The following is a 23,428-nucleotide window of genomic DNA, read 5'->3' as shown; positions in this document are numbered from 1 at the left end:
GCCGCATGCAACTCGAACAGAAATACCAGGCCCTGCTGGCCGAGGCCGAACGCCGCAAGCTGGACGACGTGGACAGCATGCGGCTGTGCTTCCAGACCCTGTCCCTGGCTGCGCGCATCGACCGTGACTGCGCCGCGCTGCTGGCGCCCCATGGCCTGTCCGAAGGGCGCTTCGTGCTGCTGTTCCTGCTGGAATCCGCCAGCGAAGGGCTGGCGCCCAACCACCTGGCAGAGCAGGCCGGCATCACCCGCGCCACCGTGACCGGCCTGCTGGACGGCCTGGAACGCGAGGCCCTGGCCGAGCGCCTGCCCGACCCGGCCGACCGCCGCGCGCTGCGCGTGCAGCTCACCGCCAAGGGCCGCCAGCTGGCGCGCAAGCTGTTTGCCCGGCACAGCCAATGGATCGCCGGCCTGTTTTCCAACCTGTCGCCCGCCGAACGCGGCCAGTTGGGAAAGCTGCTGGCCAAGGCCGCCGCAGGCGTGGAGGCCAGCGCATGACGGCGCCGCCCCCCCGGCGCAAGGGCGCCAACCGCAAGGTCGATATCACTCCCGAACTGCTGCAGGCCCTGTCCCTGGGCGAGATCGAGACCGCCACGCTGACCGAAAGCCTGGCCGTGGACCAGGCCCGGCTGCTGCAGGCCGTCTTTCCCGACGCGTGGCCGCAACTGGAGGACACGGCGCAGGCGCTGGGCCAGCTTGGCATTCTCAAGCGCATGGAGTGCATTGGCGGCCTGCTGTGGCAGGCGCTGGGCCAGGCCGGCTGGCAGCGTTGCCTCACGCACCGCTCTGACACGGTGCGCGGCTGGGCCTGCTTCATGGCCGGTGCGCAGCCGGGCCTGACCCTGAGCCAGCGCCTGGAGCTGGTGCAGCCGCTGGCCGATGACTCGCATTTCGGCGTGCGCGAATGGTCGTGGATGGGCGTGCGCCCGCATCTGGCCAGCGATCTGCCGCAGGCTGTGGCCGAGTTGTCCCGGTGGACAAGGCGGCCCTCCGACCGCCTGCGCCGCTTCGCCAGCGAGGCCCTGCGGCCGCGCGGCGTCTGGTGCAGCCATATCGCGGCGCTCAAGCAGCAGCCGGAGATCGCCCTGCCCCTTTTGCAGCGGCTGCGCGCCGATGCCTCGCCCTATGTGCAGGACTCGGTGGCCAACTGGCTCAACGACGCGGCCAAGAGCCGGCCCGACTGGGTGCGCGCCCTGTGCGCGCAATGGCTCCAGGAATCGCCCGTGCCCGCCACGCGGCGCATCTGCGAGCGTGCGCAGCGCAGCCTCAAGGAGAGCTAGCCTCCGGCCGGCCCGCCAGCCGCTCGCAGTCGGGCTTGATGCAGCGCCCGTAGAGGATGTGCGAGTGCTCCACGATGGCAAAGCCATGCGAGCGCGCCAGCAGCTTCTGACGCTGCTCGATCACCGCATCGTGGAACTCCTGCACCAGGCCGCAGCGCGTGCAGATCAGGTGGTCATGGTGCTCGCCGTCGTCGAGTTCATAGACCGCCTTGCCCGCCGCAAAGCGCTGCTGGCGCAGCATGCCGGCCTGCTCCAGCTGCGCCAGCACGCGGTAGACCGTGGCCAGGCTGGTGCCCCGGCCCTGGTCATGCAGCTGGCGGTAGACCTCCTCCGCCGCCAGATGCCGCTGGTCCCCGTGGCGAAAGATGTCCAGTACCCACAGTCGCGCCAGCGTGGCCTTCAGCCCCAGGTTCTTGAGGTCAGCGGAATCGGACATGCAGCCCTCCCGGCCGGTCAGAACTCATTGTGGATGGCCTTGTAGCCGCGCACCAATTCGTTGTTGGTGCGGACCACGTCCTCGGAGAAATCGCTGGCGTCGGCGGGCACCTGGGCCAGCGTGGACAGGTCGGTCTCCGGGCCTATGCGCGCAGTGGATGGCACGTAGAAGCCCGGCGGCAGGTGGCATCCATCGACCACGGCGTTGTAGCGCACCACGCAGCCGTCATCGACCACGCAGTTGAACAACACGCTGTTGAAGCCGATGAACACGCCATTGCCCACGGTGCAGGGCCCGTGGACGATGGCGCGATGGGCGATCGAGGTGTGCTGCCCCACGCTGACGCGCGCGCCGGACTTGGAGTGGATCACCACCCCGTCCTGGATGTTGGAGTGCGCACCGATCACGATGGGGTCGATGTGGCCGTCCGCATCCATCTCGTCGGCACGGATCACCGCATAGGGGCCGATGAAGACGTTCTCCTCCACGACCACCAGTCCGCACAGGATGGCCGTGGGGTCCACGAAGGCGCTGGCATGGATGCGCGGCAGGTCGCCGCGCGGGTTCTTGCGGATCATCCCTTGCGCCTGTTCTTTGCGCCGCCCTGGCGGGCCTTGAAGCGCGGGTTGCTCTTGCAGATGACGTAGATGCGGCCGCGCCGGCGCACCACCTGGCAGTCTCGATGGCGCAGCTTGGCTTCCTTGAGGGACGAGAGAACTTGCATGGAAAACTCCTTGGGTTGAAGAGAAACGGGTGCCGGCTCGCCGGTCATGCCCAGGCCACGGCATCGTGCGGATGCAGGCTCTCCATGTGGCGCACATGCACGCGCGGCCGGGCGTAGATGCCTTCCAGCGCGGCCTGTATGCGGCGCGCCGCATCCTCGACAAACATCAGGTTGCGGCCGTTGAGCGCGGCAAAGGCCTGCTCGTCGGCGCGCTTGACCGCGGTCTGCACGGGCGTGCCCAGCGCCTGCTCCACGCGGGCGATCAGGGGCAGGATGCCGAGGTCCGGCCCATCACAGGCCAGGTCCACGCTGACCTGGGCCTCGCTGCGCTGGCTGTGTGCCGTGGCCAGCGTGCCATGCCGGCGCAGCCAGGAGGCCACCTGGTCCGGCTCCACCAGTGGCTCGCCCGCAAAGGCCTGCAAAAAGCCATGCTCCAGCAACTGGCGCGACAGTGCCGCCGAGCAGGGGCAGGTCGAGGAATAGCCCACGCTCACCTGCAGCCGCAGCTGGAACACGCCCTGCGCCAGCGTGGCGTCCAGGCGCACGGGATAGGACTTCCAGCCCGACAGATCGTGGGTGACCAGGGCGGGCCGCTGGGCCAGCAGGTCCAGCGACAGGCGCATCCGGGCGCTGCGGCTTTGGCAGTCGAGGTGGCTGTCGATCATGGCCTGCAGCGCATGGCGCAGCGCCAGGGCAGACAGTGCGGATTCCTCGGCCAGGCTGTCCAGTTGCCGGTACAGCCGGGACATGTGTATGCCCTTGACATGGGCCGCAGGAAGATCGACCTGCACATCGGCACGCGCATGCAGCTCGCGCCAGTAGCCGGGCTCGGCCACGGTCACGGGCAGGTCTATGCCCTGCATGCCCACCCATTGCAGCGGGCTGAGGCTGGGCGCGGGATCGGTCAGGGAAACATCGGGAAGAGTTGCAGGCATTCGGGGCTCCAGTGGCCGCGCCGACCCAGGCCGGCGCGGTATTCGTTCAATTCCAGTCGGGAAACGGGTTGTCCCATTGCGCCCAGGCCTGCGGGCCCAGGGCCATTTCTGCATCGGTCAGCAGGCACTCGTCCAGGCGGGCGCGCAGCGCGTCCTCGTCCATGCCCATGCCGATCAGCACCAGTTCCTGGCGCGCGTCGCCCACGCCATCGACCCATTTGTCCAGGATGCGCTCCACGCTTTCGGGGTCGCGCGGCCAGCGCTCGGCCTCCACGGCGGCCCACCAGTGGCCGGCCGGCCCATGGCGGGCCACGGCGCCGGCCTGCGACCAGGAGCCGGCCAGCGCCGGATGGCTGGCCAGCCAGAAAAATCCCTTGGAGCGCACCACTCCGGGCCATTCGCTTTGCACCAGGCCGAAGAAGCGCCGGGGATGAAAGGGGCGGCGGGCGCGGTAGACAAAGCTGGCAACGCCATAGGCCTCGGTCTCCGGCTGGTGCGTGCCACGCAACTGCTGCAGCCAGCCCGGCGCCCTGGAGGCCTCCTCGAAATCGAACAGCCCGGTATCGAGCACGCGATCCAGCGGCAGCTGGCCGAAGGAGGCGATCTCAAGCCTGGCACGCGGGTTGAGCCCGCTCAGGATGGCCATCAGCCGCGTGCAGTCCTCCTCGGTGACCAGGTCAATCTTGTTGAGCACGATCACATCGCAGAACTCCACCTGCTCGATCAGCAGATCGACCACGGTGCGGCGGTCCTCCTCGCCCAGTGATTCACCGCGCGAGCGCAGGCTGTCGCGCGAGCCATAGTCGTGCAGGAAGTTGAAGGCATCGACCACGGTCACCATGGTGTCCAGCCGCGCCACATCGCCCAGGCTGCGTCCGTCCTCGCCCGCGAAGGTGAAGGTCTCGGCCACCGGCAGCGGCTCGGAGATGCCCGTGGACTCGATGACCAGCTGGTCGAAGCGGCCCTCGCCCGCCAGCCGCGCCACCTCCAGCAGCAGGTCCTCGCGCAGCGTGCAGCAGATGCAGCCATTGCTCATCTCCACCAGCTTTTCGTCGGTGCGCGACAGGCCGGCGCCGCCATCGCGCACCAGGGCCGCGTCGATGTTGACCTCGGACATGTCATTGACGATGACGGCCACGCGCCGCCCTTCGCGGTTGTGCAGGATGTGGTTGAGCAAGGTGGTCTTGCCCGCGCCCAGAAAACCCGACAGCACGGTCACAGGCAATCGGGCATGCGGCGGCTGAACCGGCGCTACGGTATGCATCATGGAATCTCTCGAACAGGGACAGGGATCGCGCGGCGGGCACTGCGGCCGCATGCGCAGGAAGGGGTCTCAGGCGGGGAGCGCGGTGCAGGCGGAGCACTTGCCATGCAGCTCGATGTTCGAATGGGCCAGCGCAAACGCATGGCCATGCGCCCAGCTGCCCAGGCAGCGGTTGAGCGCGTCGTCCACGAACTCATCGACCTGGCCGCAGCTGTCGCAGATCGCAAAGGCCGAGAAATCATGGCTGCCCTCGTCCGGATGCGAGCAGCAGACATAGGCATTCAGCGACTCCAGGCGATGGACCACGCCCTGCTCGGCCAGCTTGTCCAGCGCGCGGTAGACCTGGGTGGGGGCCGTCAAACCGTGGTCCCGCAACTGGTCGAGCAGCGCATAGGCCGTCAGCGGCGCGCCGGCCTGGCGCAGGGTGTCGAGCACGCGTTGTTGCTTGGTGGTCAGGGAGTGGGACATGGTGGTTTCCTGGTCAAAAGGGCGGGCAGCGACCTTGCCCTGCATCAAAACAGTTACGTTATAACATAACAAAATCGGCGTCCACGCACTGTTTTACAATTAAAAAGAATATTAAGTTGCGCTTAAATACACAACAGGTTATAGTCAGCTCCGTTGTTGAGGCCAAGCGCTTAAGCCGCCCACTTCCCCTCCCTGCACAACGGCTGTCCGCCGCTCCCCGCAGGATGTCTCTTGCGACCTTTGTCGCACAGTTGGTCTGTAGAGCTGCAGCCAACCGAGTTCCCAGATGCTCACGCAGGCCTGTTCAAGGCTGCGAACCTGACTGAACCACATTTCAAACACCGGCATTCCCATGGGCAAGTACGTCGTCTCGCCCTCGACACACCCGACCGACTGCGGCCGCTTCCGCGCCTCCTTCGCGGTCCATCGCTCCCAAGGCAACGGCAGCTACTGCCGCGTATTCCGTTTCGACAAGGCGTTCGCCTCCCGCGAAGCAGCACGGCTGTTTGCCGTCACCCAGGGCTGGCTTCAGACCTGCATGCAGCACCCGCCTGCGTGCTGACGGCCTGCCTGCCCGGCTGCCTGTCGCCCTCCCACCCATTCACCGCCGCGGATTGCACAGTCCGCCGCATGCATGCCAACGGTGCGCCCTTTTGCGCACATCCAATCGAAGAGGTTTTCCTATGACCACCAAAATCTACGTGGGCAATCTGCCCTACTCCGTGACCGACTCCAGCCTGGAAAGCAACTTTGCCGAGTTCGGCAACGTGGCCTCCGCCAAGGTCATGATGGACCGCGAAACCGGCCGCTCCAAGGGCTTCGGCTTTGTGGAAATGGCTTCTGCCGAAGTCGCCCAGGCCGCCATCACCGGCCTGCACGGCATGTCCGTGGACGGACGCTCGATCGTCGTGAACCTGGCCCGTCCCCGTGAAGAAGGCCGCAGCTCCGGTGGCTACAGCCCGCAGGGTTACGCCGGCAAGCGTTCGGACGTCGGCTACGGCAATGGCGGCCACGGCGGCGGTCGCTACTGATCACGGCGCAGCTTCCAAAAACCGGCTCTCTGGGCCGGTTTTTTTTCGCCTGCGGTTTTCTTTCCTGCCGTTGCAGGCATGAAAAAACCGGCCGCCCTTGCGGGTCGGCCGGTCATGGCTGAAGCCTGCCGGGGCCAGGCCCCGGCACAGCGGCTTACAGCAGCGCGTCGATGGCTGCGTTGAACGTGGCGCTGGGGCGCATCACGGCATCCATCTTGGCCACGTCGGGCATGTAGTAGCCACCGATGTCCACGGCCTTGCCCTGCACGGCGCGCAGCTCTTCGATGATCTTGGACTCGTTGTCGGCCAGTTGCTTGGCCAGCGAAGCGAACTTGGAGGCCAGTTCGGCATCTTCCGTCTGCGCCGCCAGGGCCTGTGCCCAGTACAGGGCGATGTAGAACTGGCTGCCACGGTTGTCCAGCTCGCCGGTGCGGCGCGAAGGCGACTTGTCTTCGTCCAGCAGCTTGCCCGTGGCTTCATCCAGGGTCTTGGCCAGCAGCTTGGCGCGGGCGTTGTCGTTCTTGATGCCCAGGTCTTCCAGCGACACGGCCAGCGCCAGGAACTCGCCCAGCGAATCCCAGCGCAGGTGGTTTTCCTCCACCAGCTGCTGCACGTGCTTGGGAGCCGAGCCGCCAGCACCCGTTTCGTACATGCCGCCGCCGGCCATCAGGGGCACGATGGACAGCATCTTGGCCGAGGTGCCCAGTTCCATGATGGGGAACAGGTCGGTCAGGTAGTCGCGCAGGATGTTGCCGGTCACCGAGATGGTGTCCAGGCCGCGGGCCACGCGCTCCAGCGTGTAGCGCATGGCGCGGACCTGGGACAGGATGTGGATTTCCAGGCCCGTGGTGTCGTAGTCCTTCAGGTAGGTGTTGACCTTCTTGATCAGCTCGGCCTCGTGCGGACGATAGGGGTCCAGCCAGAACACGGCAGGCATGCCGGAGTTGCGGGCACGCGTGACGGCCAGCTTGACCCAGTCGCGGATGGGAGCGTCCTTGACCTGGCACATGCGCCAGATGTCGCCCTGCTCCACGTTCTGGCTCATCAGCACTTCGCCGGTGGCCAGATCGACGATGTTGGCAACGCCGTCTTCCTCGATCTCGAAGGTCTTGTCGTGCGAGCCGTACTCTTCGGCCTTTTGCGCCATCAGGCCCACGTTGGGCACGGTGCCCATGGTCTTGGGGTCGAAGTTGCCGTGCCACTTGCAGAAGTTGATCATCTCCTGGTAGATACGGGCAAAGGTGGACTCAGGCATCACGGCCTTGCAGTCGTAGGGCTTGCCGTCGGCGCCCCACATCTTGCCGCCCTGGCGGATCATGGCGGGCATGGACGCGTCAACGATCACGTCGTTGGGCGAGTGGAAGTTGGTGATGCCCTTGGCCGAGTCCACCATGGCCAGCGCGGGACGGTGTTCCTGGCAGGCGTGCAGGTCACGGATGATCTCTTCGCGCAGCGAGGCGGGCAGCGTCTCGATCTTCTCGTACAGCGTGGACATGCCGTTGTTGACGTTCACGCCCAGCTCATCGAACAGCTTGCCGTGCTTCTCGAAGGCTTCCTTGTAGTAGATCCTCACGCAGTGGCCGAACACGATGGGGTGCGAGACCTTCATCATCGTGGCCTTGACGTGCAGCGAGAACAGGATGCCGGCGTCGCGGCAGTCGTCCAGTTCCTTTTCATAGAAGTCGCACAGCGCCTTCTTGCTCATGAACATGGAGTCGATGATCTCGCCGGCCTTCAGGGCCACCTTGGACTTGAGCACCACGGTCTTGCCGCTCTTGGTGGTCAGCTCCATCTTGACGTCGCGTGCGGCGTCCAGCGTGATCGACTTTTCGCCGTGGTAGAAGTCGCCGTGCTCCATGTGCGAGACATGGGTTTGCGACCACTGCTTCCACTCGCCCATGGAGTGGGGGTGCTTCTTGGCGTAGTTCTTGACGGCGGCAGGAGCGCGGCGGTCGGAGTTGCCCTCGCGCAGCACGGGGTTCACGGCCGAGCCCAGGCACTTGCCGTAGCGTGCCTTGATGTCCTTTTCCTGATCGTTGGTCGGATTCTCGGGGTAGTCGGGCAGTGCGTAGCCCTTGCCCTGCAGCTCCTTGATGGCAGCCGTCAGCTGGGCCACGGAGGCGCTGATGTTGGGCAGCTTGATGATGTTGACATCGGGCTCCAGCGTCTTCTTGCCGAGCTCGGACAAGGTGTGGGCCACGCGCTGGTCTTCGGCCAGGAATTCGGAGAACTCACCCAGGATGCGGTGGGCCACGGAGATGTCGGCGGTCTCGACATTCACGCCGACGGGTGCGGCAAAGGCGCGCACCACAGGCAGGAAGGCACTGGTGGCAAGGCGCGGAGCCTCATCGGTCAGGGTGTAGATGATGGTGGGTTGCTGCGTGCTCATCTCTTGTCTCAGGTAGTGAAAAGGTAGGGGTCGCGCCGCAGGCCGTCGAACCGGGCATCCGCTAGGGGAAACGGGGCCGGTGCAGCCTGAGGCAGTAGGACCGTCACGCAATGCCCCGTCGCGCCAGCATGCTGCCCCGGCGTTTTCTGCAATGCGATCCCACAATACAAAATTCTAAGCGGAACCCGCCACATTTTTTAAGTCTTGTAGAAGACTTAGGGTTTTACAGCGGCATTCGGGACCTGTTTTCACAGGGAAACGGCTTGCAGCCCCCGCGTTTTCTACCATGCAAAAAATGCTGTAGCGTGACGGACACGCAAGCGGAGCAGACCCCCGGGTCAAACCCAGAGCCGATACATCCAGAACGATTCATCGTGCTCGAAGCGCCGCGCAAACTCCCCCGGCGAAAACCCCGTGATCTGGCGCACGGCGCGGCACATATGGGCCTGGTCGGAGAAGCCCTCATCCAGCGCCAGCGCGGCCCAGTCCAGCGCCTGTCCCTGTTCATGGTGGCGCCGCGCCGCATGGAACAGGCTTTCCGTGCGCACCATGCCCTGCCACTGCCTCAGGGAGCGTCCGCTGAACTGCTTGATGCGCCGCTCCACCTGGCGCGCCCCCAGCGTTCTTTGCCATTGCAGCGCCTGCATCCCCAGCCAGGCCACCCAGTGGCGCCCATGCTCGCGCAATGAGGGCAGCACCTGCAGGGCGCTCCCCCGGACCTCGCGCCAGCGCGGCGCCAGGTGGCGCTGCAACGCGTCCAGGGTGCCGGCATCGTCCTGCGCATGCAGCAGGGCCTGGCACAGCGCGGACCAGGACGGCCCCAGCACCCCGGATGCCGCGACAAAGCCATCCTGCGCCTGCAGCACGCCGGGGCCGAACAGCTGCAGCGCGGCATCCAGGTGCAGGCAGACCATGCCGCCACGGCCCGGCCCGCTGGCCCAGCTGGCCGTGGGCGCGGTCTGGCTGCCCGAGAGCATGACGGATGCCTCAAAGGGCTCGTAGCCCTGCACGCCCACCAGGCCTGCGGCCATGTCCTGGTACCAGGACAGGCAGACCATGGGGGTGGCGGGAAAATGCGACAGCCGCTGCGCATCGTCCAGGACCACGCCCCGCGTATCGCGGCAGACGACGGCCACCACCGCACCATGCAGCCCCGCTGGCGCGGGATACAGCATGGAGTGCGGCTGCCGCCCCTGGCCTGCCCAGCGCGCGGCCCTGGCATGCAGGGGCGGACAGGCAGCAAAGGCACTGGGCGTACGGGCTTCGATTGCGGCTTCGGGCATCACGACGGCATCCATGGAGGCGCAGTGTAGGCCTTGCCGCCCGCCGATCCGGTGACGCTTTCGTTCAAGACCACGGGCGGCGTGACCAGCGAGCATGGGAACATGAACCGCCCGAATTCCACGCAAGATACCTGCACACCGGCGCCGTCGAACGCGGCCTCCTGCCCCTTTGCCACGCAAGCGCCGCAACCCGCGCAACCGGCGCAACCCGAGCAATCCGAGCAGACGGCCTCCACGGCCTGGCCACCCGGCCCGGCACCGGGGCTCATGGGCTGGGGCCTGCTGCGCCGCATGTCGCGCGACCTGCTGGGTACGCTGGCGCAATGGCGCAGCGAGCACGGCGATGCCATCCATCTGCGCATCTGGCCAGAGCACCAGGTCGTCGTCACGGATCCCGAACTGGTGCGCGAACTGCTGGTGGGCCAGCACGATGCGCTGGTGCGCTGGGAGCACGGCATCTCGGTCTTTGCCCAACTGCACGGCCACAGCGTGCTGGTCAGCGAAGGCCAGCCCTGGCGCAGCAAGCGGCAGGCCCTGTTGCCTGCCTTCTCCCCCAAGGCCGTGCAGGCCCAGATACCGGCCCTGGCCGCAGCCGCGCAGGCCGCGCTCCAGGCCTGGCCGCAGCAGTCCGAGGACTTTCCCATGGAACAGGCGCTGACCGCCCTGGCCATGGATGTGATCATGCGGCTGATGTTCTCCGGCGCCATCGGCGAGGATGCGCGCTCCGCGGAGCAGGCCATCCGCGAAGTCAGCCATGCCGCCAACAGCGAGTTCTACTGGCCCCTGCGCTGGCCCGATGCCATGCCATGGAAGCGCCGCAAGCGCCGGGCGCTTGCCTGGCTGCGCAGCTTCATCGACCGGCAGGTCCGGCTCCGGCTGGCGCAGGCCGATGCAGACTGGCCCGAGGATCTGCTCAGCCGCCTGCTGCGTCTGCACCGGGGCGACGCCCAGGCCTGGACACTGCAGGCCGTGCGCGATGAGTGCATGACGGCCTTTCTGGCAGGTCACGAAACCGTGGCCAGCAGCCTGACCTGGTGGTCCTGGTGCATGGCCACCCATCCCGAGGCGCAGCAGCAGGTGGCCGACGAGATCCAGGAACAGCTGCAGGGCCGCACGCCCACGGCGCAGGACCTGCCGGCGCTGCGCCAGTTGGGCTGGAGCCTTCAGGAAGCCATGCGCCTGTACCCGGCCGCGCCCGTGCTCATCAGCCGGCGTTGCACGCGGCCTGTGCAGCTGGGCCCGTGGCGCCTGCCCGCGCGAACCCTGTTCATGATTGCGCCCGGCCTCATGCAACGCGATGCGCGCTGGTTCCCGCAACCCGATGCCTTTCAGCCACAGCGTTTCGCCGATGCCGACAAGGACGGAGCCCCTGCCGCGCCGCGCGGCAGCTGGATGCCCTTTGGCACCGGCCCGCGCGTATGCCTGGGCCAGCACCTGGCCAGCACGGAGATGACGGTGGTGGCAGCCATGGTGCTGCAGCGCCTTCGGCTGAGCGTGCCCGAAGGTGCCGGCGCCCCCCCCCTGTGCTGCAGGTCACGCTGCGGCCATCCACGCCCTTGAGACTGCGGCTGCAGTCGCGCAGCGGCGCACAGGCCGGGTAAACGTGGCGATATATTGCGCCAAATCATCTACAAAGCACGCCAATTACGCCAAATTGTCACCCATCCGCATTTATTCTGTCTTTTTGACTAGAACCACTGGACTGGAGACGATTTGAGTACCCTGGCAATCGTGATTTCACTGGCGGGACTGATGTTCCTGGCCTACCGAGGCATCTCCGTGCTGCTGCTGGCCCCCCTGATGGCCGCCGTGGCCGTGCTGCTGTCCGGCGACTTGGGCCACATGCTGCCGCTGTACACCAGCACCTTCATGGGCGCCCTGGGCAACTACATGCTGCAGTTCTTCCCCGTGTTCCTGCTGGGCGCGCTGTTCGGCCAGTTGATGGCGGACTCGGGCGCGGCCACCGCGATATCGCACTGGATCATGCGCGTGCTGGGCGAGAAGCACGCCATCCTCACCGTGGTGCTGGCCTGCGCCGTGCTCACCTATGGCGGCGTGTCGCTGTTCGTGGTGGCCTTTGCCATCTATCCGATTGCCAAGTCGCTGTTCCGCGCGGCCCATGTGCCCAAGCGGCTGATACCGCCCACCATCGCGCTGGGCTCGTTCACCTTCACCATGACGGCGCTGCCGGGCACGCCGTCCATCCAGAACGCCATTCCCATTCCCTACTACGGCACCAATGTGTTCGCGGCGCCGGGCCTGGGCATCATCGGCGGCATGACCATGCTGGCCCTGGGCCTGTGGTGGCTGCAGTCACGCGCGGCCAAGGCGCGCGTGGCCGGCGAAGGCTACGGCAACCATGACGATGCTGTCGAGCAGGGCCTGCATGAAGAAAGCGATCCCGCCCTGCACAGCCGCCGGGACCTGCCGCTGATGCTGGCCCTGCTGCCGCTGGTGCTGGTGATCGCGGTCAATGCGCTGCTCACCTACGGCGTGTTCCCGCAGATGGATTTCGGCTTTCTGAAGGAGCGCTTTCCTGCCGTGGACCCTGCCAAGCAGACGGGCCTGTGGGCGCTGATCATGGCCCTGGCCGTGGCCTGCGCCGCACTGGTGCTGCTGGGCCTGGGCCGCTGGCGCAATCTCAAGGAGTCGGTGAACAAGGGCGTGCTGGGCTCCATGCTGCCCATCTTCAACACGGCCTCGGAGGTGGGCTACGGCGCGGTCATCGCGGGGCTGGCGGGCTTTGCCATCATCCGCGAGGCCGTGCTCAACGTGGCGCCACACAACCCGCTGATCTCCGAGGCCGTGGCCATGAACGTGCTGGCCGGCATCACGGGGTCGTCGTCGGGCGGCCTGTCGATTGCCCTGTCCACACTGGGCAAGGACTACCTGGCCATGGCCGCCCAGCTGGGCATCAGCCCGGAGCTGCTGCACCGCGTGGCGGTGATGGCGGCCGGCTGCTTCGACACCCTGCCGCACAGCGGCGCCATCATCACGCTGCTGTCCATCTGCGGCCTCACGCACCGCCAGTCATACGGCAACATCGCCATCATGACCATTGGCGCGCCACTGCTGGCCCTAGTGCTGGTGATCACGCTCGGCACCATGTTCGGGTCCTTCTGAGGGACCAGGGCGCAGAGCGCGCGCGGGAAATACCACGGCATCGCGCCCGCCACAACCGGCATATGACGTATATGCGCGGCGCGAGTGCATGGCAACAATGCATGCACGGCGATAAGGCATCGCCCCGATTCATTCCCGCATTACCGACAAGACGACATCCGCTGCCAAAGCTGCCAGCGCCGATGTCGGGCAACAAGGCCCGAACCGCTCCCTGAACCGGAGCGGTTCGGGCCTTTTTTTGTTGGACGGGAATCGAGGGGGCGATGCGGCAAGCCGCCCCATCAACCCCTTCAGGAGCAGCAGCATGAGACACGGAGATATTTCCAGCAGCAACGATTGCGTCGGCGTGGCGGTGGTCAACTACAAGATGCCACGCCTGCACACCAAGGCCGAGGTGCTGGACAACTGCCGCAAGATCGCCGACATGCTGGTGGGCATGAAGCGCGGCCTGCCGGGCATGGACCTGGTGATCTTCCCCGAGTACTCCACGCACGGCATCATGTACGACGCCAAGGAGATGTACGACACGGCCAGCGCCATCCCGGGCGAAGAGACCGAAATCTTCGCCGACGCCTGCCGCAGGGCCAACGTCTGGGGCGTGTTCTCTCTGACGGGCGAGCGCCATGAGGAGCACCCCAACAAGGCGCCCTACAACACCCTCATCCTCATGAACAACCAGGGCGAGATCGTGCAGAAGTACCGCAAGATCATGCCCTGGGTGCCCATCGAGGGCTGGTACCCGGGCGACTGCACCTATGTGAGCGAAGGCCCCAAGGGCCTGAAGATCAGCCTCATCATCTGCGACGACGGCAACTACCCCGAGATCTGGCGCGACTGCGCCATGCGCGGCGCCGAGCTCGTCGTGCGCTGCCAGGGCTACATGTACCCGGCCAAGGAGCAGCAGATCATGGTCTCCAAGGCCATGGCCTTCATGAACAACTGCTATGTGGCCGTGGCCAATGCGGCGGGCTTCGACGGCGTGTACTCGTACTTCGGGCACTCGGCCATCATCGGCTTCGACGGCCGCACCCTGGGAGAGACCGGCGAGGAGGAAATGGGCATCCAGTACGCCGAACTGTCCAAGCACCTGATCCGCGATGCGCGCAAGAACGGCCAGTCGCAGAACCATCTGTTCAAGCTGGTGCACCGGGGCTACACCGGCACCATCAACTCGGGCGACGGGGACAAGGGCGTGGCCGCCTGCCCCTACAACTTCTACAGCCAGTGGGTCAACGATCCCGAGGGCACGCGCGAGATGGTGGAGTCCTTCACACGCACTACCGTAGGCACGCCCGAATGCCCCATCGAAGGCATTCCGCACGAGGCGCCCAAGCACCGCTGACAGCGCCCTGCCTCCGAGCCTGCAGGCCTGGGGGCAGGCCCGCCCATGAACACGCAAAGGTGAAGAGTGAAGATGAGCACGACAACAACCACAGGCCCGCTGCACCCTCCTGCCAACCAGGCCGCCGACCCGCTGGCGGCCTACCGCATCGAGGAAGAACCCTTCTACCGCCCCTCGGGCCGCGAAGTACAGCTGTACCGCCAGGCCTACCAGCACCGAATGCCGCTCATCCTCAAGGGCCCCACGGGCTGCGGCAAGACGCGCTTTGTGGAGTACATGGCGTGGGCGCTCAAGCGCCCCCTGGTCACGTTGGCCTGCAACGAGGACATGACGGCCTCCGACCTGGTGGGCCGCTACCTGCTGGATGCCGACGGCACTGCCTGGCACGACGGCCCGCTGACCCTGGCCGTGCGCCACGGCGGCATCTGCTACCTGGACGAAGTGGTGGAGGCCCGCCAGGACACCACCGTCGTCATCCACCCGCTGACCGATGCGCGCCGCGCCCTGCCGCTGGACAAGAAGGGCGAGGTGGTCCACGCGCACCCCGACTTCCAACTGGTGGTTTCCTACAACCCCGGCTACCAGAGCAGCGCCAAGGACATGAAGCCATCGACGCGCCAGCGCTTCGCGGCGCTGGACTTCGACTACCCGGCGCCCGAGATCGAGGCGGACATCGTGGCCCACGAGACCGGCATTGCCCCGGCCACCGCTCGCAGCCTGGTCAGCCTGGCGCGCAGCACGCGCGAACTGCGCCACCGGGGCCTGGACGAAGGCGCATCCACCCGCATGCTGATCTATGCAGGCCTGCTGATGCGCGACGGCATGCCGGTGCATGACAGCTGCGACATGACCATCACCAGCGCCCTGACCGACGACCCCGACACCGCCGCCGCGCTGCGCCAGCTGGTCGAAGCAGAGTTCGGCGCCTGAGGGCCGCGCGCCATGGCCATCGTCTCCGTTGCCTTGCCCGACGAGTCCCGCCTGCTGCACACGCTGGGCCTGCTGGCCAGCGGCCTGGCGCGCCAGCCTGTCGCCGTGCAGGCGCTGGCCAGGACGCCGGCCAGTGCCCCGGCGCCGGGCCAGGCCCACGCCCTGCCGCCGCGCGCCGTGCTGATCGGCCAGCCTGCCCGGCTGCTGGTCCCCGCCAACTTGCCCACGCAGGCACACCTGCACGCAGCAACGATGGCCCATGCCGCAGCCCATCTGCGCTTTTCGCCCGCCCGCCAGGACAGCAGCGCCCTCAAGCCCATGGGCCAGGCCGTGGTGGGCGCACTGGAAGATGCGCGCGTGGAGCGGCTGCTGTGCCTGCAGCACCCCGGCGTGCGCCGCTGGTTCGAGGCCTGCATCGCCCCCGATCCCGACCCATCCGACCTGGGCTTTGCCGCCTTCATGGCCCGGCTGGACCGCATGCTGCTATGGCCAGAGCGCATGGACGGCAACCACTGGATCCACAAGGCCCGTGACCTGTTCGAGAACACCGCCACGCGCCATGGGCTGGAGGACTACGCCGCGTTCCGGGCCATTGCCTCCATCCTGGCCAACGACCTGGGCCAGATGCGCGTGCGCATGGACCCCCAGCACCATGCCGTGCCCAGCATCTACCGTGATGACAACAGCTATCTCTGGCAGCATCCGGAGTCGCCCCAGGGCGAGGAAGACACACTCGCGCTGCAGCAGACCGCTGCGCGCGCGGCCCCTCCTCCATCGGCCGGCGCAGGACAGCAGTCCGATGCACAGGAAGGCCCGTCGCTGGATCTGGACCTAGGCCTGGAACTGTCGCGCCACAGCTATCCCGAATGGGACCGCAGGTCGGAGCGCCTGAAGACGGACTGGTGCACCGTCATCGACACCCTGCCCGCATGGCAGGCCGATGCTTTGGCCGGCAAAAGCTCCCAAGCCGGCAGACAGACAATGCCGCCCCTGCCGCTGGCGCCGGCACGCCAACTGGACCGGCGCCAGCGCCTGCGCCGCCAGTGGGAAGGCGATGACCTGGACTTCAATGCCGCCATCGAGGTCCAGGTGGACCGCCGCCTGAACCTGCGACCGGAACCTCGCCTTTTCATCCGCGCCGGCAAAGGCCCGCGCCCCACCAGCCTGCTGGTGCTGATGGACGCTTCCGAATCGGTCAACACGCCCGGCCCCCACGGCGCCAGATTGCTGGAGCTGGAGAAACAGGCGGCCCTCATGCTGGCCGAATCGCGCGCAGGCCACAGGACCGGCGTGGACCGCCTGGCCATCCACGCCTTCTCGTCCAACACGCGCGCCGAAGTCCGCTACCTGCGCCTGCTGGACTTCGGCCAACCCTTTGCCGCAGCAGCGGCCACCCGGTTGCAGGCACTGCAGGGCCGCCATTCCACCCGCCTGGGCGCAGCCCTGCGCCACGCCAGCAACCTGCTGGCTGCCGAGCCTGCTGGCCAGCGCCATCTGCTGGTGATCACCGACGGCGCACCCGCCGACATCGACGTGCATGACGAGCGCTATCTGATCGAAGACGCGCGCCACGCCGTGCAGCAGGCCCGCGCCGCAGGCATACGCATCAGTTGCCTGGCCGTGGACAGCCAGGCAGACGGCTATGTGCGCCATATCTTTGGCGGGCGCAACTACGGCATTGCCGACGACGCACGGCATCTGCCAAGGCGGCTGTCCCAGATGGGCGCAAGGCTCGCAGCCGGCCGCTGACCACGGCAAGCGCCACGGAAATCTCGATTAACCTGAAGCCTGCAAAGAACGCACGCCAGCACCTGGCACAGAAGGAACCCATGAACGACCCCGTCAGAGTCGGCATTCTTTACTCGGCCACCGGCACCACATCGACCATCGGCCAGTCCCAGCTGCAGGGCGCGCAGCTGGCCATCGACGAAATCAACGAGGCGGGCGGCCTGCTGGGGCGTGAACTGGTGGCAGTGCGCTACGACCCGGCCTCCACGCCGGCCCGCTATGCGGCCCTGGCCGAGCAACTCATCGTGCGCGACGGCATCAACGTCATCTTCGGCTGCTACATGTCCAGCAGCCGCAAGGCCGTCATCCCCATCGTCGAGAAATGGAACAAGCTGCTGTTCTATCCCACGCTCTACGAAGGCTTCGAGTTCTCGGGCAATGTCATCTACACGGGCGCCGCGCCCAACCAGAACAGCGTGCAACTGGCCGACTACATGACCAGCAGCTTCGGCGCGCGGGTCTACCTCATCGGCTCGGACTACATCTACCCCTACGAGTCCAACCGCATCATGGGCGAGCTGGTCATGCAGCACCCGGGCAGCGACAAGCTCGGTGAACACTACCTGCCGCTGGACGCCACCGAGCGCGACTATGCGGCCATCATGCAGGACATCCGCGCCAGGCAGCCGGACTTCATCTTCTCCACCGTGGTCGGCGACTCCACCGCCAGCCTCTACCGCGCCTATGCCGATGCGGGCTTCAACCCGCAGACCATGCCGATTGCCAGCCTCACCACCTCCGAGGCCGAGATCGCCCAGATGGGCGCCGATGTGGCTGCCGGCCACTTCACGGCCGCGCCCTACTTCCAGTCCATCGATTCGCCGGCCAACGCGCGCTGCCTGGCCCGGCTGCGCCAGCGCCTGGGCAACGACTGCCGGCCCAACCTGTGCTGGGAGGCCGCCTACTTTCAGATGCACCTGTTCGCCAACGCCTTCCGCCAGGCCGGCAGTGACCGCATAGGCGAGCTGCTGCCCCATCTGCTGGGCAGCGAATTCGACGCGCCCCAGGGCCGCATCCGGCTGGATCCCGACAACCACCACACCTGGCTGCACCCGCGCGTGGGCCGCGCCAATGCACAGGGCGGCTTCACCATCGTGCGCCAGGCCACCCGGGCCGTCTCGCCCGACCCCTACCTGGTCACACACTCCCTGGGCGACTGGACCGCCAGCCTCGGTGCCCTGGAGAACTGAGCGTGGATGCCGCCCCGAACAAGGACGCAGGCAGCGCTGCCACAGGCCGGCCACTGCTGGAAAGAAAGCCGCTGCTGCGTGCCACCTCGCCCCAACTGAAGGAACTGCGCCAGCTGCGCATTGCCGTCGTCCACCCCGACGACGCGGACGGCCGCCTGCTGGCCCAGCAGCTGCAGCGCATAGGCTGCCAGGTCCAGGCCATCTGGCCGCCCCAGCCCAGCCTGCCCGAGGGCACGGACGTGGTCTTCCTGGCCGTGCGCCCCGATCACCTGCAGTTGAACTACGCCTGGACCCAAGGCGAGGGTGAGAGCCCGCCCACCGCCATCGCCGTGGTCAACTACGAGAACCCCACCATCGTCTCCGCCGTGCTGGAGCTGCAGGTGCAAGCCATCCTGCCCTCGCCCATCCGCTCCTTCGGCCTGCTGTCCACATTGGTGCTGGCGCGCAGAAACCACAAGGAATCACGCCAGCAGCAGCAGCGCATCGCCAAGCTCCAGGCCAAGCTGCTGGGCCAGCGCCGCGTGGCCGAAGCCAAGGCCATCCTCATGCAGACCCACCAGATCAACGAAGACCAGGCCTACGAAATGATCCGCGCCCAGGCCATGAGCCGGCGAAGCTCGGTGGAGGAGATTGCCCAGGCCATCGTCCATGCGAGCGAAATACTGTCGCTGGGCAAGGGCGTGGGCGGGTAAATCACGCAGGACTCCTGCCGCCAGCAGCCATGGCTTGACCCCGGGGAACCAGGGTCCTCTTTTTTTGAACGCATGCAGCGTGTGAAGAAAAATAGCTCCCGATGCGGAGCACGCAGGGCTTGTGAATACTTTGATCAAAAGTTACCCACCAAACCGCCCACATATGTGAATGTCACTCTCGTTCGATGAGAATCTGATAATGGATTATCAAAATCAATTACTTTGTCAAATTTTGCATCGATTGCAAAATCGCACGACTCTCAGATTAGCATTTCATACTTAAGCATTGACGTGTTGGGCGTCAACAATAAACCATAGTATCGCGAGGCATAAAATGATAGAAGGCGGATGGTGGAAAGCCTATACCAAAAATGGCCGGTATATAGGACTGATTGAAGGAGATGAATTCATAGTCGGAGACAAGAGAATTTTATACAGAATAAGCAACAGCAAACTATATTCCACAGAAGTACCACCTTCACATATAGCTGACATATCAGAAAAACAAGCGATTACATCCAACGGTGAAATTCTGCTGAAATTCTTCAAGACGAGCAGAGAGCGAAAACCATTAACAACTTGATCAAATCCATACCAAAACAATTACAAAATCTCAAAAATCATCAAACAGCCGAGGCCATGGCACGAATCGGCAATTTCCTGCCAAGATCAACACGCAACTGCATCCTGCGTATCAAGTCCGTCGTCAAAACTCGTCCTGCCGTAAGCAATACCAACCCTTCCCTCGATACGAAGTCTTGAGCCAAAATCATTCCTGGCCGGAGCTCCGAACAGGGAACATAAAGGGGGCTGGGTCGGCAACGGGGGTTGCCTGTATCAAAATCTGCAAGAAAGCATCGACAACCTCTGGATCAAATTGTGTTCCTCTGCCATGCGAAATGAGGGTTCTTGCCTCTGCACAATTTAGGGGCTTGCTGCTTAAATGCCCTATCATCAGATCATCGTAAAAATCAGCAACCGCGATTATACTAGCTCCTATTGGAATATCCTTCCCTTTCAGGCCATCAGGGAAGCCTGCCCCGTCGAATCGCTCATGGTGGGACCTGACGAGAGTAGCGACCGGGTGCGCATCGTCTATCGGCAGAAGCAACTGTTCTCCCAAGCTGCTGTGATTCCTATATTTTCCAGCTCTTCATGACTCAAGCTTGGGACGGGCTTGTTCAACATCCCATCGGCAAGAGTAATATGGGCAATATCATGAATGAGCGCAGCAACAAAAGAATTCTGCTGATCTTCTTCGCTTAGCTGCATGATATTTGCGGTTCGGCGGGTCAGATCCGCAACGCGTCTAGAGTGCCCTGCAAGCAGCCCACCCCGCCACTCAAGAAGATTGGAAAACATCCGAATAGCTGCGACGAAATTCTTTTAAGCTTCCTATGCGCCTCCAACAATTCGTCGTCATGCTCATGGGCAGTAAGCTCAACAGTTGCATTTAATTCTGCCAGCTCCTTCGTCAGCGCTTTATTTTTTTGATCCAGACGAATATTCTCATGGCGTGTAATTTTCTGATCGTTTAATTGATCAATAGCATCCAAAAATTGCTCACTATTCCAAGGTTTTACTATGTAACGGTACAAACCCATCAAACGACCAATGCCTTTCGGAATCACAGTTCTGCCGTATTCCGAAAGAAAAATCACAAACAGGTCAGGGAACTGTCCGACAATACTCTCTAACCACTGTCCGCCATCCTTGTCAATCACATGCGTATTGCATATCAACAAGTCAATTCGTCCACCAGAAAACTCCGCCAATGCTTCTGGCGAGCTTGCTGCCATCCGCAGATCATATCCAGCCTGACCAAGCAACAGGTTTAACCCTGCAACGTCCTCTACCTCCGGGTCAATCAACAATGCCTGCAACCGCGATTGCTGTGCAAATGATTCTTGTTTCTCTTCAGCATTCATTTGGCATGCCTCCAATTGCATTATTCGATGCGTCGATCGATGAGTCTCAAGAATATGACATCGAAAGGCATCGGTGAACATAGTAATTCTTTACTAGCATCACGCAATTGAAGATCAAATTCATTTGAATCCTCTCATTCACGCACACACAGTTACAACAACCAGCCGCGCGCAATGGATGATTTTTGCGTAAGTGATGCCACTCGCTTGGAAGGCCGAGCCGGATGCACGCATCGCGAAAATGATGGAAACAGAAAAAGCCGGTGCGGTGGAAGAGGTTCGCGCCCTGGTTCAAGACTGCCAGTTGACCGAGCAGAACGTGTCCCCTGCCAGCGGCTCCAAGGCGAAGAGCTTCGTGGCCATGCCCAGATTCCGCGCCCCCGAGACAGGTGCTACCCGGATCGGCCGCAGCAAGCCGCCGAACTGGATCAACGGCAAGAACGGCAGGCAATTCCTGATCGAAAAGGCCAAAAGTTAGGCGGCGTGCAGCCGATACACCAAGCAAGGAGGTGCGCGCCAAGTCTAGGCGGCGCCTCAAGCCCCCGGGGTGCGTGCGCGCCAGGGGCTTTTTCTTTGGAGATTGACCCTTCCGAACTGGACAGTGAGCTTGAAGGCCTGGAGGTGAGCTAGCGAGCCGCCTGCCCGCTTGTGTGCGGTGATGATTCCCATTGAGTGCTCAGAGTTGAAAAAACAGGAAAACGGAGTTGGTTGGCGAAGAATCAGGCAACGACGCCAGAGCAAAAATCAAATCAGATCAATGACAAACGTAGAAAATCAAGCACCGGCCAGCATGTGGCGCATGTCCGTTGCGCCCATGATGACTGGATACATTTTTATAAAAATCTCTTATACAGCAACAACTTAGCATCATCATCCAGCCATCATGTAGCAATTTTGCTGCACCCGACAGCTGACCCAGGCTTTACAGGTGTACCGGCGGTCGACCGTTCCAAGCGCTTCACCGAATGAAGTTATTGCTACAGACCGGGCATCCAAGACGCCAGACGTACAGTGAATGAATCGTGCAGTAGGGAGCGCTGTCCATTGGGAGAAAGCTGGTGACGGTCAGGCGAGCGCTTCCAGCCTCCACGAATGCCGGTAGTTGCCCAAGTTCCGTTTGAGCATCTTTCCAGCCAAGGTGCTTGAGCAGCTCAATATGACGCCCCTCCTCGACTGCACTGCCAAGCCGGCTGTAGACGTCAATTTCTCGCCAACCGGTTTTTCCTGCCATCCACTTGCGGAACTCTCGCTTGTCGGCGGGCCTTACCTTCGCCCAAATCGCGAAGTCTGCAATTTCAGTCATGCTCCTGCCTCATTTCTTGAGTCACCTCAACTCCGAGAGCGTCCTTTGTGGCAAGCAGCAATCTCTCGCCCTTGGCTCGACCTACTCCGAAAGCTATGGTGGCACCCATTTTGACCACCTGACTCATGCATTGCATGTCCGCGCAATATTTTCCTCAATATGGAAGCGCCAAAAACCTACTCGGCACCCTTCTGAGTACCGAGGAGTCTTTGTTTGGGCTGGACTCGGTGCTGCGAGCTGGAGTCAGCGACGTGCCTGGCCCAGCACCTCCGTGGCTTGGTTCAGCCTATGCATAGAAGCCTCAATCTCCGCATTGACCTCCTTCAACAGCTCGCGCTTGTTCGGCGGTTCGCTCGCCTGGATCCTCCGGCGCATCTTCATCAGTTCGGAGATGTGCTTGTCCAACAAGCCAGCAGATCCACGCAGTTGGGCCAGCAGCACCGCATCGGCATCCTGCCCTCGCTCCACCCGCCCATTCGCCTCGGCCATCATCAGGTAGCCCGCCATGGCCGACACCATGCCCAGGGCCATCCCTCCCATCATGACCTTTCGCCCCGCCGGCCCCGTCAGCGTCTCCAGCATGCGCTTGTCGCCCTGAATCGCCGCGTTCAGCAAAGCGAAGTGCGCGCCGGTCAAGGGCATGTTCCGTCCCTTGCGGTTGAAGTTCACCGTGATGTTCTTGGCGATGCTCGCGACCTCTTGGCGGCGATGCCCTGGTCCAGCGCAGCCTTGTAGACGCCAGGCGCGTTGTGGCTTCCAGGGTCTCATGGAAGCCCGACAGCCAGGCCAGCAGTGCGCGGCCGTTGCCAACCACCTTGCGCCCACCTGGTCCAGCGCCCTCTGCAGTGCCTTGGCGCAGTCCTTGGGATCGGCGTGCAGGTCACGGTAGCGGGTGGTGCCGCCGCCCAGCTGCAGATGCTCCCACAACTTGGCCCATTCGCTTGTGCCGGCGCTCTCCTCCCTGCGCTCGCGGCGCAGATCCTTGTAGATGGAGCGGGTGTTGCGCCGGCTGTTGCGGAACACCTCGGCCTGCTTGCCAGCCAGCGGCGTGGTGGACAGCTGCAGCATGGCGCCCTGCAGGTCGCGCGCCAGGTTCATGACGCCGAACACCGGGTTGTACTGAGTGTTGACGGATGCGAACCAGCACGTAATCCAGGCCGCGCCCCCCGTGAACCTGTCCAACTCCATGGCGTCCATGTTCTTCATGGCCATGGCCAGGCGCACGGCTTTCTCGTTGCGCTCGTTGAGCACGATGTACTGGTCTTTGCCGCCTATGCGCACGGACACGACATTGGCGCGCAGCTTCGCCGCGTGGTCCACCAT

At 64.2% G+C, this 23,428-nt stretch carries 25 protein-coding genes and 1 pseudogene; 13 read left to right on the top strand and 13 right to left on the bottom strand.

Annotated features, from left to right (window positions below; genetic code table 11):
* The first annotated feature begins 5 nt into the window (after window positions 1-5).
* Both CLV01_RS17315 and CLV01_RS17310 read left to right on the top strand, forming a co-directional pair.
* Window positions 6-497, top strand: a complete 492-nt coding sequence (locus CLV01_RS17315; RefSeq protein WP_012205483.1) for a MarR family winged helix-turn-helix transcriptional regulator — start codon at window positions 6-8, stop codon at window positions 495-497.
* A complete protein-coding gene (locus CLV01_RS17310) occupies window positions 494-1,279 on the top strand; it encodes a DNA alkylation repair protein (RefSeq protein ID WP_099733694.1) in 786 nt (261 codons plus the stop codon). The genes CLV01_RS17315 and CLV01_RS17310 overlap by 4 nt, the downstream gene beginning before the upstream one ends.
* Here CLV01_RS17310 and fur read toward each other — a convergent pair.
* The 6 genes from fur to CLV01_RS17280 form a co-directional block, all read right to left on the bottom strand.
* The gene (gene fur, locus CLV01_RS17305; RefSeq protein ID WP_043821801.1) at window positions 1,266-1,715 is read right to left on the bottom strand and encodes a ferric iron uptake transcriptional regulator; all 450 of its coding nucleotides are present in this window, start codon (window positions 1,713-1,715) and stop codon (window positions 1,266-1,268) included. The two genes, CLV01_RS17310 and fur, sit on opposite strands and share 14 nt — an antisense overlap.
* Window positions 1,716-1,732: 17 nt before the next feature.
* Window positions 1,733-2,293, bottom strand: a complete 561-nt coding sequence (locus tag CLV01_RS17300) for a gamma carbonic anhydrase family protein (RefSeq protein ID WP_013802514.1) — start codon at window positions 2,291-2,293, stop codon at window positions 1,733-1,735.
* On the bottom strand, window positions 2,290-2,439 hold the full coding sequence (ykgO, locus tag CLV01_RS17295) for a type B 50S ribosomal protein L36 (protein ID WP_013802515.1): 150 nt from the start codon (window positions 2,437-2,439) through the stop codon (window positions 2,290-2,292). The genes CLV01_RS17300 and ykgO overlap by 4 nt, the downstream gene beginning before the upstream one ends.
* 44 nt (window positions 2,440-2,483) lie before the next feature.
* Window positions 2,484-3,374 (bottom strand): GTP cyclohydrolase FolE2, encoded by an 891-nt coding sequence (gene folE2 / locus CLV01_RS17290; RefSeq protein ID WP_099733695.1) that lies wholly within the window; start codon window positions 3,372-3,374, stop codon window positions 2,484-2,486.
* 46 nt (window positions 3,375-3,420) lie between these two features.
* Window positions 3,421-4,641, bottom strand: a complete 1,221-nt coding sequence (zigA, locus tag CLV01_RS17285; RefSeq protein WP_099733696.1) for a zinc metallochaperone GTPase ZigA — start codon at window positions 4,639-4,641, stop codon at window positions 3,421-3,423.
* 66 nt (window positions 4,642-4,707) lie between these two features.
* Window positions 4,708-5,106: a Fur family transcriptional regulator gene (locus CLV01_RS17280; RefSeq protein WP_013802518.1), complete on the bottom strand. Its 399-nt coding sequence runs from the start codon at window positions 5,104-5,106 to the stop codon at window positions 4,708-4,710.
* Window positions 5,107-5,458: 352 nt separating this feature from the next.
* Here CLV01_RS17280 and CLV01_RS17275 point away from each other — a divergent pair, with 352 nt between their 5' ends.
* Complete coding sequence (locus CLV01_RS17275; RefSeq protein ID WP_012205475.1) at window positions 5,459-5,668, top strand: hypothetical protein; 210 nt, start codon at window positions 5,459-5,461, stop codon at window positions 5,666-5,668.
* 121 nt (window positions 5,669-5,789) lie between these two features.
* Window positions 5,790-6,137, top strand: coding sequence for an RNA recognition motif domain-containing protein (locus CLV01_RS17270; RefSeq protein WP_012205474.1), 348 nt, complete (start codon window positions 5,790-5,792; stop codon window positions 6,135-6,137).
* Window positions 6,138-6,291: 154 nt separating this feature from the next.
* Here the strand turns inward: CLV01_RS17270 and CLV01_RS17265 are convergent, their stop codons facing one another.
* Both CLV01_RS17265 and CLV01_RS17260 read right to left on the bottom strand, forming a co-directional pair.
* The gene (locus CLV01_RS17265; RefSeq protein ID WP_013802520.1) at window positions 6,292-8,526 is read right to left on the bottom strand and encodes an NADP-dependent isocitrate dehydrogenase; all 2,235 of its coding nucleotides are present in this window, start codon (window positions 8,524-8,526) and stop codon (window positions 6,292-6,294) included.
* A gap of 338 nt (window positions 8,527-8,864) precedes the next feature.
* Window positions 8,865-9,809: a helix-turn-helix domain-containing protein gene (locus CLV01_RS17260; RefSeq protein WP_099735118.1), complete on the bottom strand. Its 945-nt coding sequence runs from the start codon at window positions 9,807-9,809 to the stop codon at window positions 8,865-8,867.
* Window positions 9,810-10,100: 291 nt separating this feature from the next.
* Between CLV01_RS17260 and CLV01_RS17255 the strand changes: the two are divergent.
* The 7 genes and pseudogenes from CLV01_RS17255 to CLV01_RS17225 all read left to right on the top strand — a co-directional run bounded on the left by CLV01_RS17255 (window position 10,101) and on the right by CLV01_RS17225 (window position 18,874).
* Window positions 10,101-11,410 (top strand): annotated as a pseudogene (locus CLV01_RS17255) (cytochrome P450).
* Between the two features lie 112 nt (window positions 11,411-11,522).
* Window positions 11,523-12,932, top strand: a complete 1,410-nt coding sequence (locus tag CLV01_RS17250) for a GntP family permease (protein ID WP_099733697.1) — start codon at window positions 11,523-11,525, stop codon at window positions 12,930-12,932.
* Window positions 12,933-13,236: 304 nt separating this feature from the next.
* On the top strand, window positions 13,237-14,274 hold the full coding sequence (locus CLV01_RS17245) for an aliphatic amidase (protein WP_012205469.1): 1,038 nt from the start codon (window positions 13,237-13,239) through the stop codon (window positions 14,272-14,274).
* Between the two features lie 72 nt (window positions 14,275-14,346).
* Window positions 14,347-15,204, top strand: coding sequence for a CbbQ/NirQ/NorQ/GpvN family protein (locus CLV01_RS17240; protein ID WP_099733698.1), 858 nt, complete (start codon window positions 14,347-14,349; stop codon window positions 15,202-15,204).
* A 12-nt stretch (window positions 15,205-15,216) separates the two neighbouring features.
* The gene (locus tag CLV01_RS17235; RefSeq protein ID WP_099733699.1) at window positions 15,217-16,953 is read left to right on the top strand and encodes a nitric oxide reductase activation protein NorD; all 1,737 of its coding nucleotides are present in this window, start codon (window positions 15,217-15,219) and stop codon (window positions 16,951-16,953) included.
* A gap of 80 nt (window positions 16,954-17,033) precedes the next feature.
* Window positions 17,034-18,182, top strand: coding sequence for a transporter substrate-binding domain-containing protein (locus CLV01_RS17230; RefSeq protein ID WP_099733700.1), 1,149 nt, complete (start codon window positions 17,034-17,036; stop codon window positions 18,180-18,182).
* A gap of 2 nt (window positions 18,183-18,184) precedes the next feature.
* Window positions 18,185-18,874 carry an ANTAR domain-containing response regulator gene (locus tag CLV01_RS17225; RefSeq protein ID WP_088164841.1) on the top strand — a complete coding sequence of 230 codons (690 nt, stop codon included), beginning with the start codon at window positions 18,185-18,187 and terminating at the stop codon, window positions 18,872-18,874.
* A 769-nt stretch (window positions 18,875-19,643) separates the two neighbouring features.
* Here the strand turns inward: CLV01_RS17225 and CLV01_RS29645 are convergent.
* The 3 genes from CLV01_RS29645 to CLV01_RS29635 are packed head-to-tail and all read right to left on the bottom strand — an operon-like array spanning window position 19,644 to window position 20,802.
* Window positions 19,644-19,985, bottom strand: coding sequence for an HD-GYP domain-containing protein (locus CLV01_RS29645; RefSeq protein WP_257221589.1), 342 nt, complete (start codon window positions 19,983-19,985; stop codon window positions 19,644-19,646).
* On the bottom strand, window positions 19,970-20,146 hold the full coding sequence (locus CLV01_RS29640) for a hypothetical protein (protein ID WP_257221354.1): 177 nt from the start codon (window positions 20,144-20,146) through the stop codon (window positions 19,970-19,972). Before CLV01_RS29640 ends, CLV01_RS29645 begins: the two co-directional genes overlap by 16 nt.
* A 20-nt stretch (window positions 20,147-20,166) precedes the next feature.
* Window positions 20,167-20,802, bottom strand: a complete 636-nt coding sequence (locus CLV01_RS29635) for a response regulator (RefSeq protein ID WP_257221353.1) — start codon at window positions 20,800-20,802, stop codon at window positions 20,167-20,169.
* A 196-nt stretch (window positions 20,803-20,998) separates the two neighbouring features.
* On the opposite strand from CLV01_RS29635, the gene CLV01_RS17215 reads away from it, so the two are divergent.
* On the top strand, window positions 20,999-21,280 hold the full coding sequence (locus CLV01_RS17215; protein WP_099735309.1) for an H-NS family nucleoid-associated regulatory protein: 282 nt from the start codon (window positions 20,999-21,001) through the stop codon (window positions 21,278-21,280).
* 230 nt (window positions 21,281-21,510) lie between these two features.
* The gene (locus tag CLV01_RS28845; protein WP_143290034.1) at window positions 21,511-21,771 is read left to right on the top strand and encodes a hypothetical protein; all 261 of its coding nucleotides are present in this window, start codon (window positions 21,511-21,513) and stop codon (window positions 21,769-21,771) included.
* On the opposite strand, the gene CLV01_RS28840 is transcribed toward CLV01_RS28845, so the two are convergent.
* On the bottom strand, window positions 21,761-22,105 hold the full coding sequence (locus tag CLV01_RS28840; protein WP_143290035.1) for a hypothetical protein: 345 nt from the start codon (window positions 22,103-22,105) through the stop codon (window positions 21,761-21,763). The two genes, CLV01_RS28845 and CLV01_RS28840, sit on opposite strands and share 11 nt — an antisense overlap.
* A gap of 243 nt (window positions 22,106-22,348) precedes the next feature.
* Window positions 22,349-23,428 (bottom strand): hypothetical protein, encoded by a 1,080-nt coding sequence (locus CLV01_RS17210; protein ID WP_257221352.1) that lies wholly within the window; start codon window positions 23,426-23,428, stop codon window positions 22,349-22,351.

It is taken from the genome of Delftia sp. 60 (assembly GCF_002754395.1).
GTDB classification, from domain to species: domain Bacteria; phylum Pseudomonadota; class Gammaproteobacteria; order Burkholderiales; family Burkholderiaceae_C; genus Comamonas; species Comamonas acidovorans.
The sequence above is the reverse complement of the archived record's forward strand: the minus strand, read 5'-3'. Positions and strand labels throughout refer to the sequence as shown.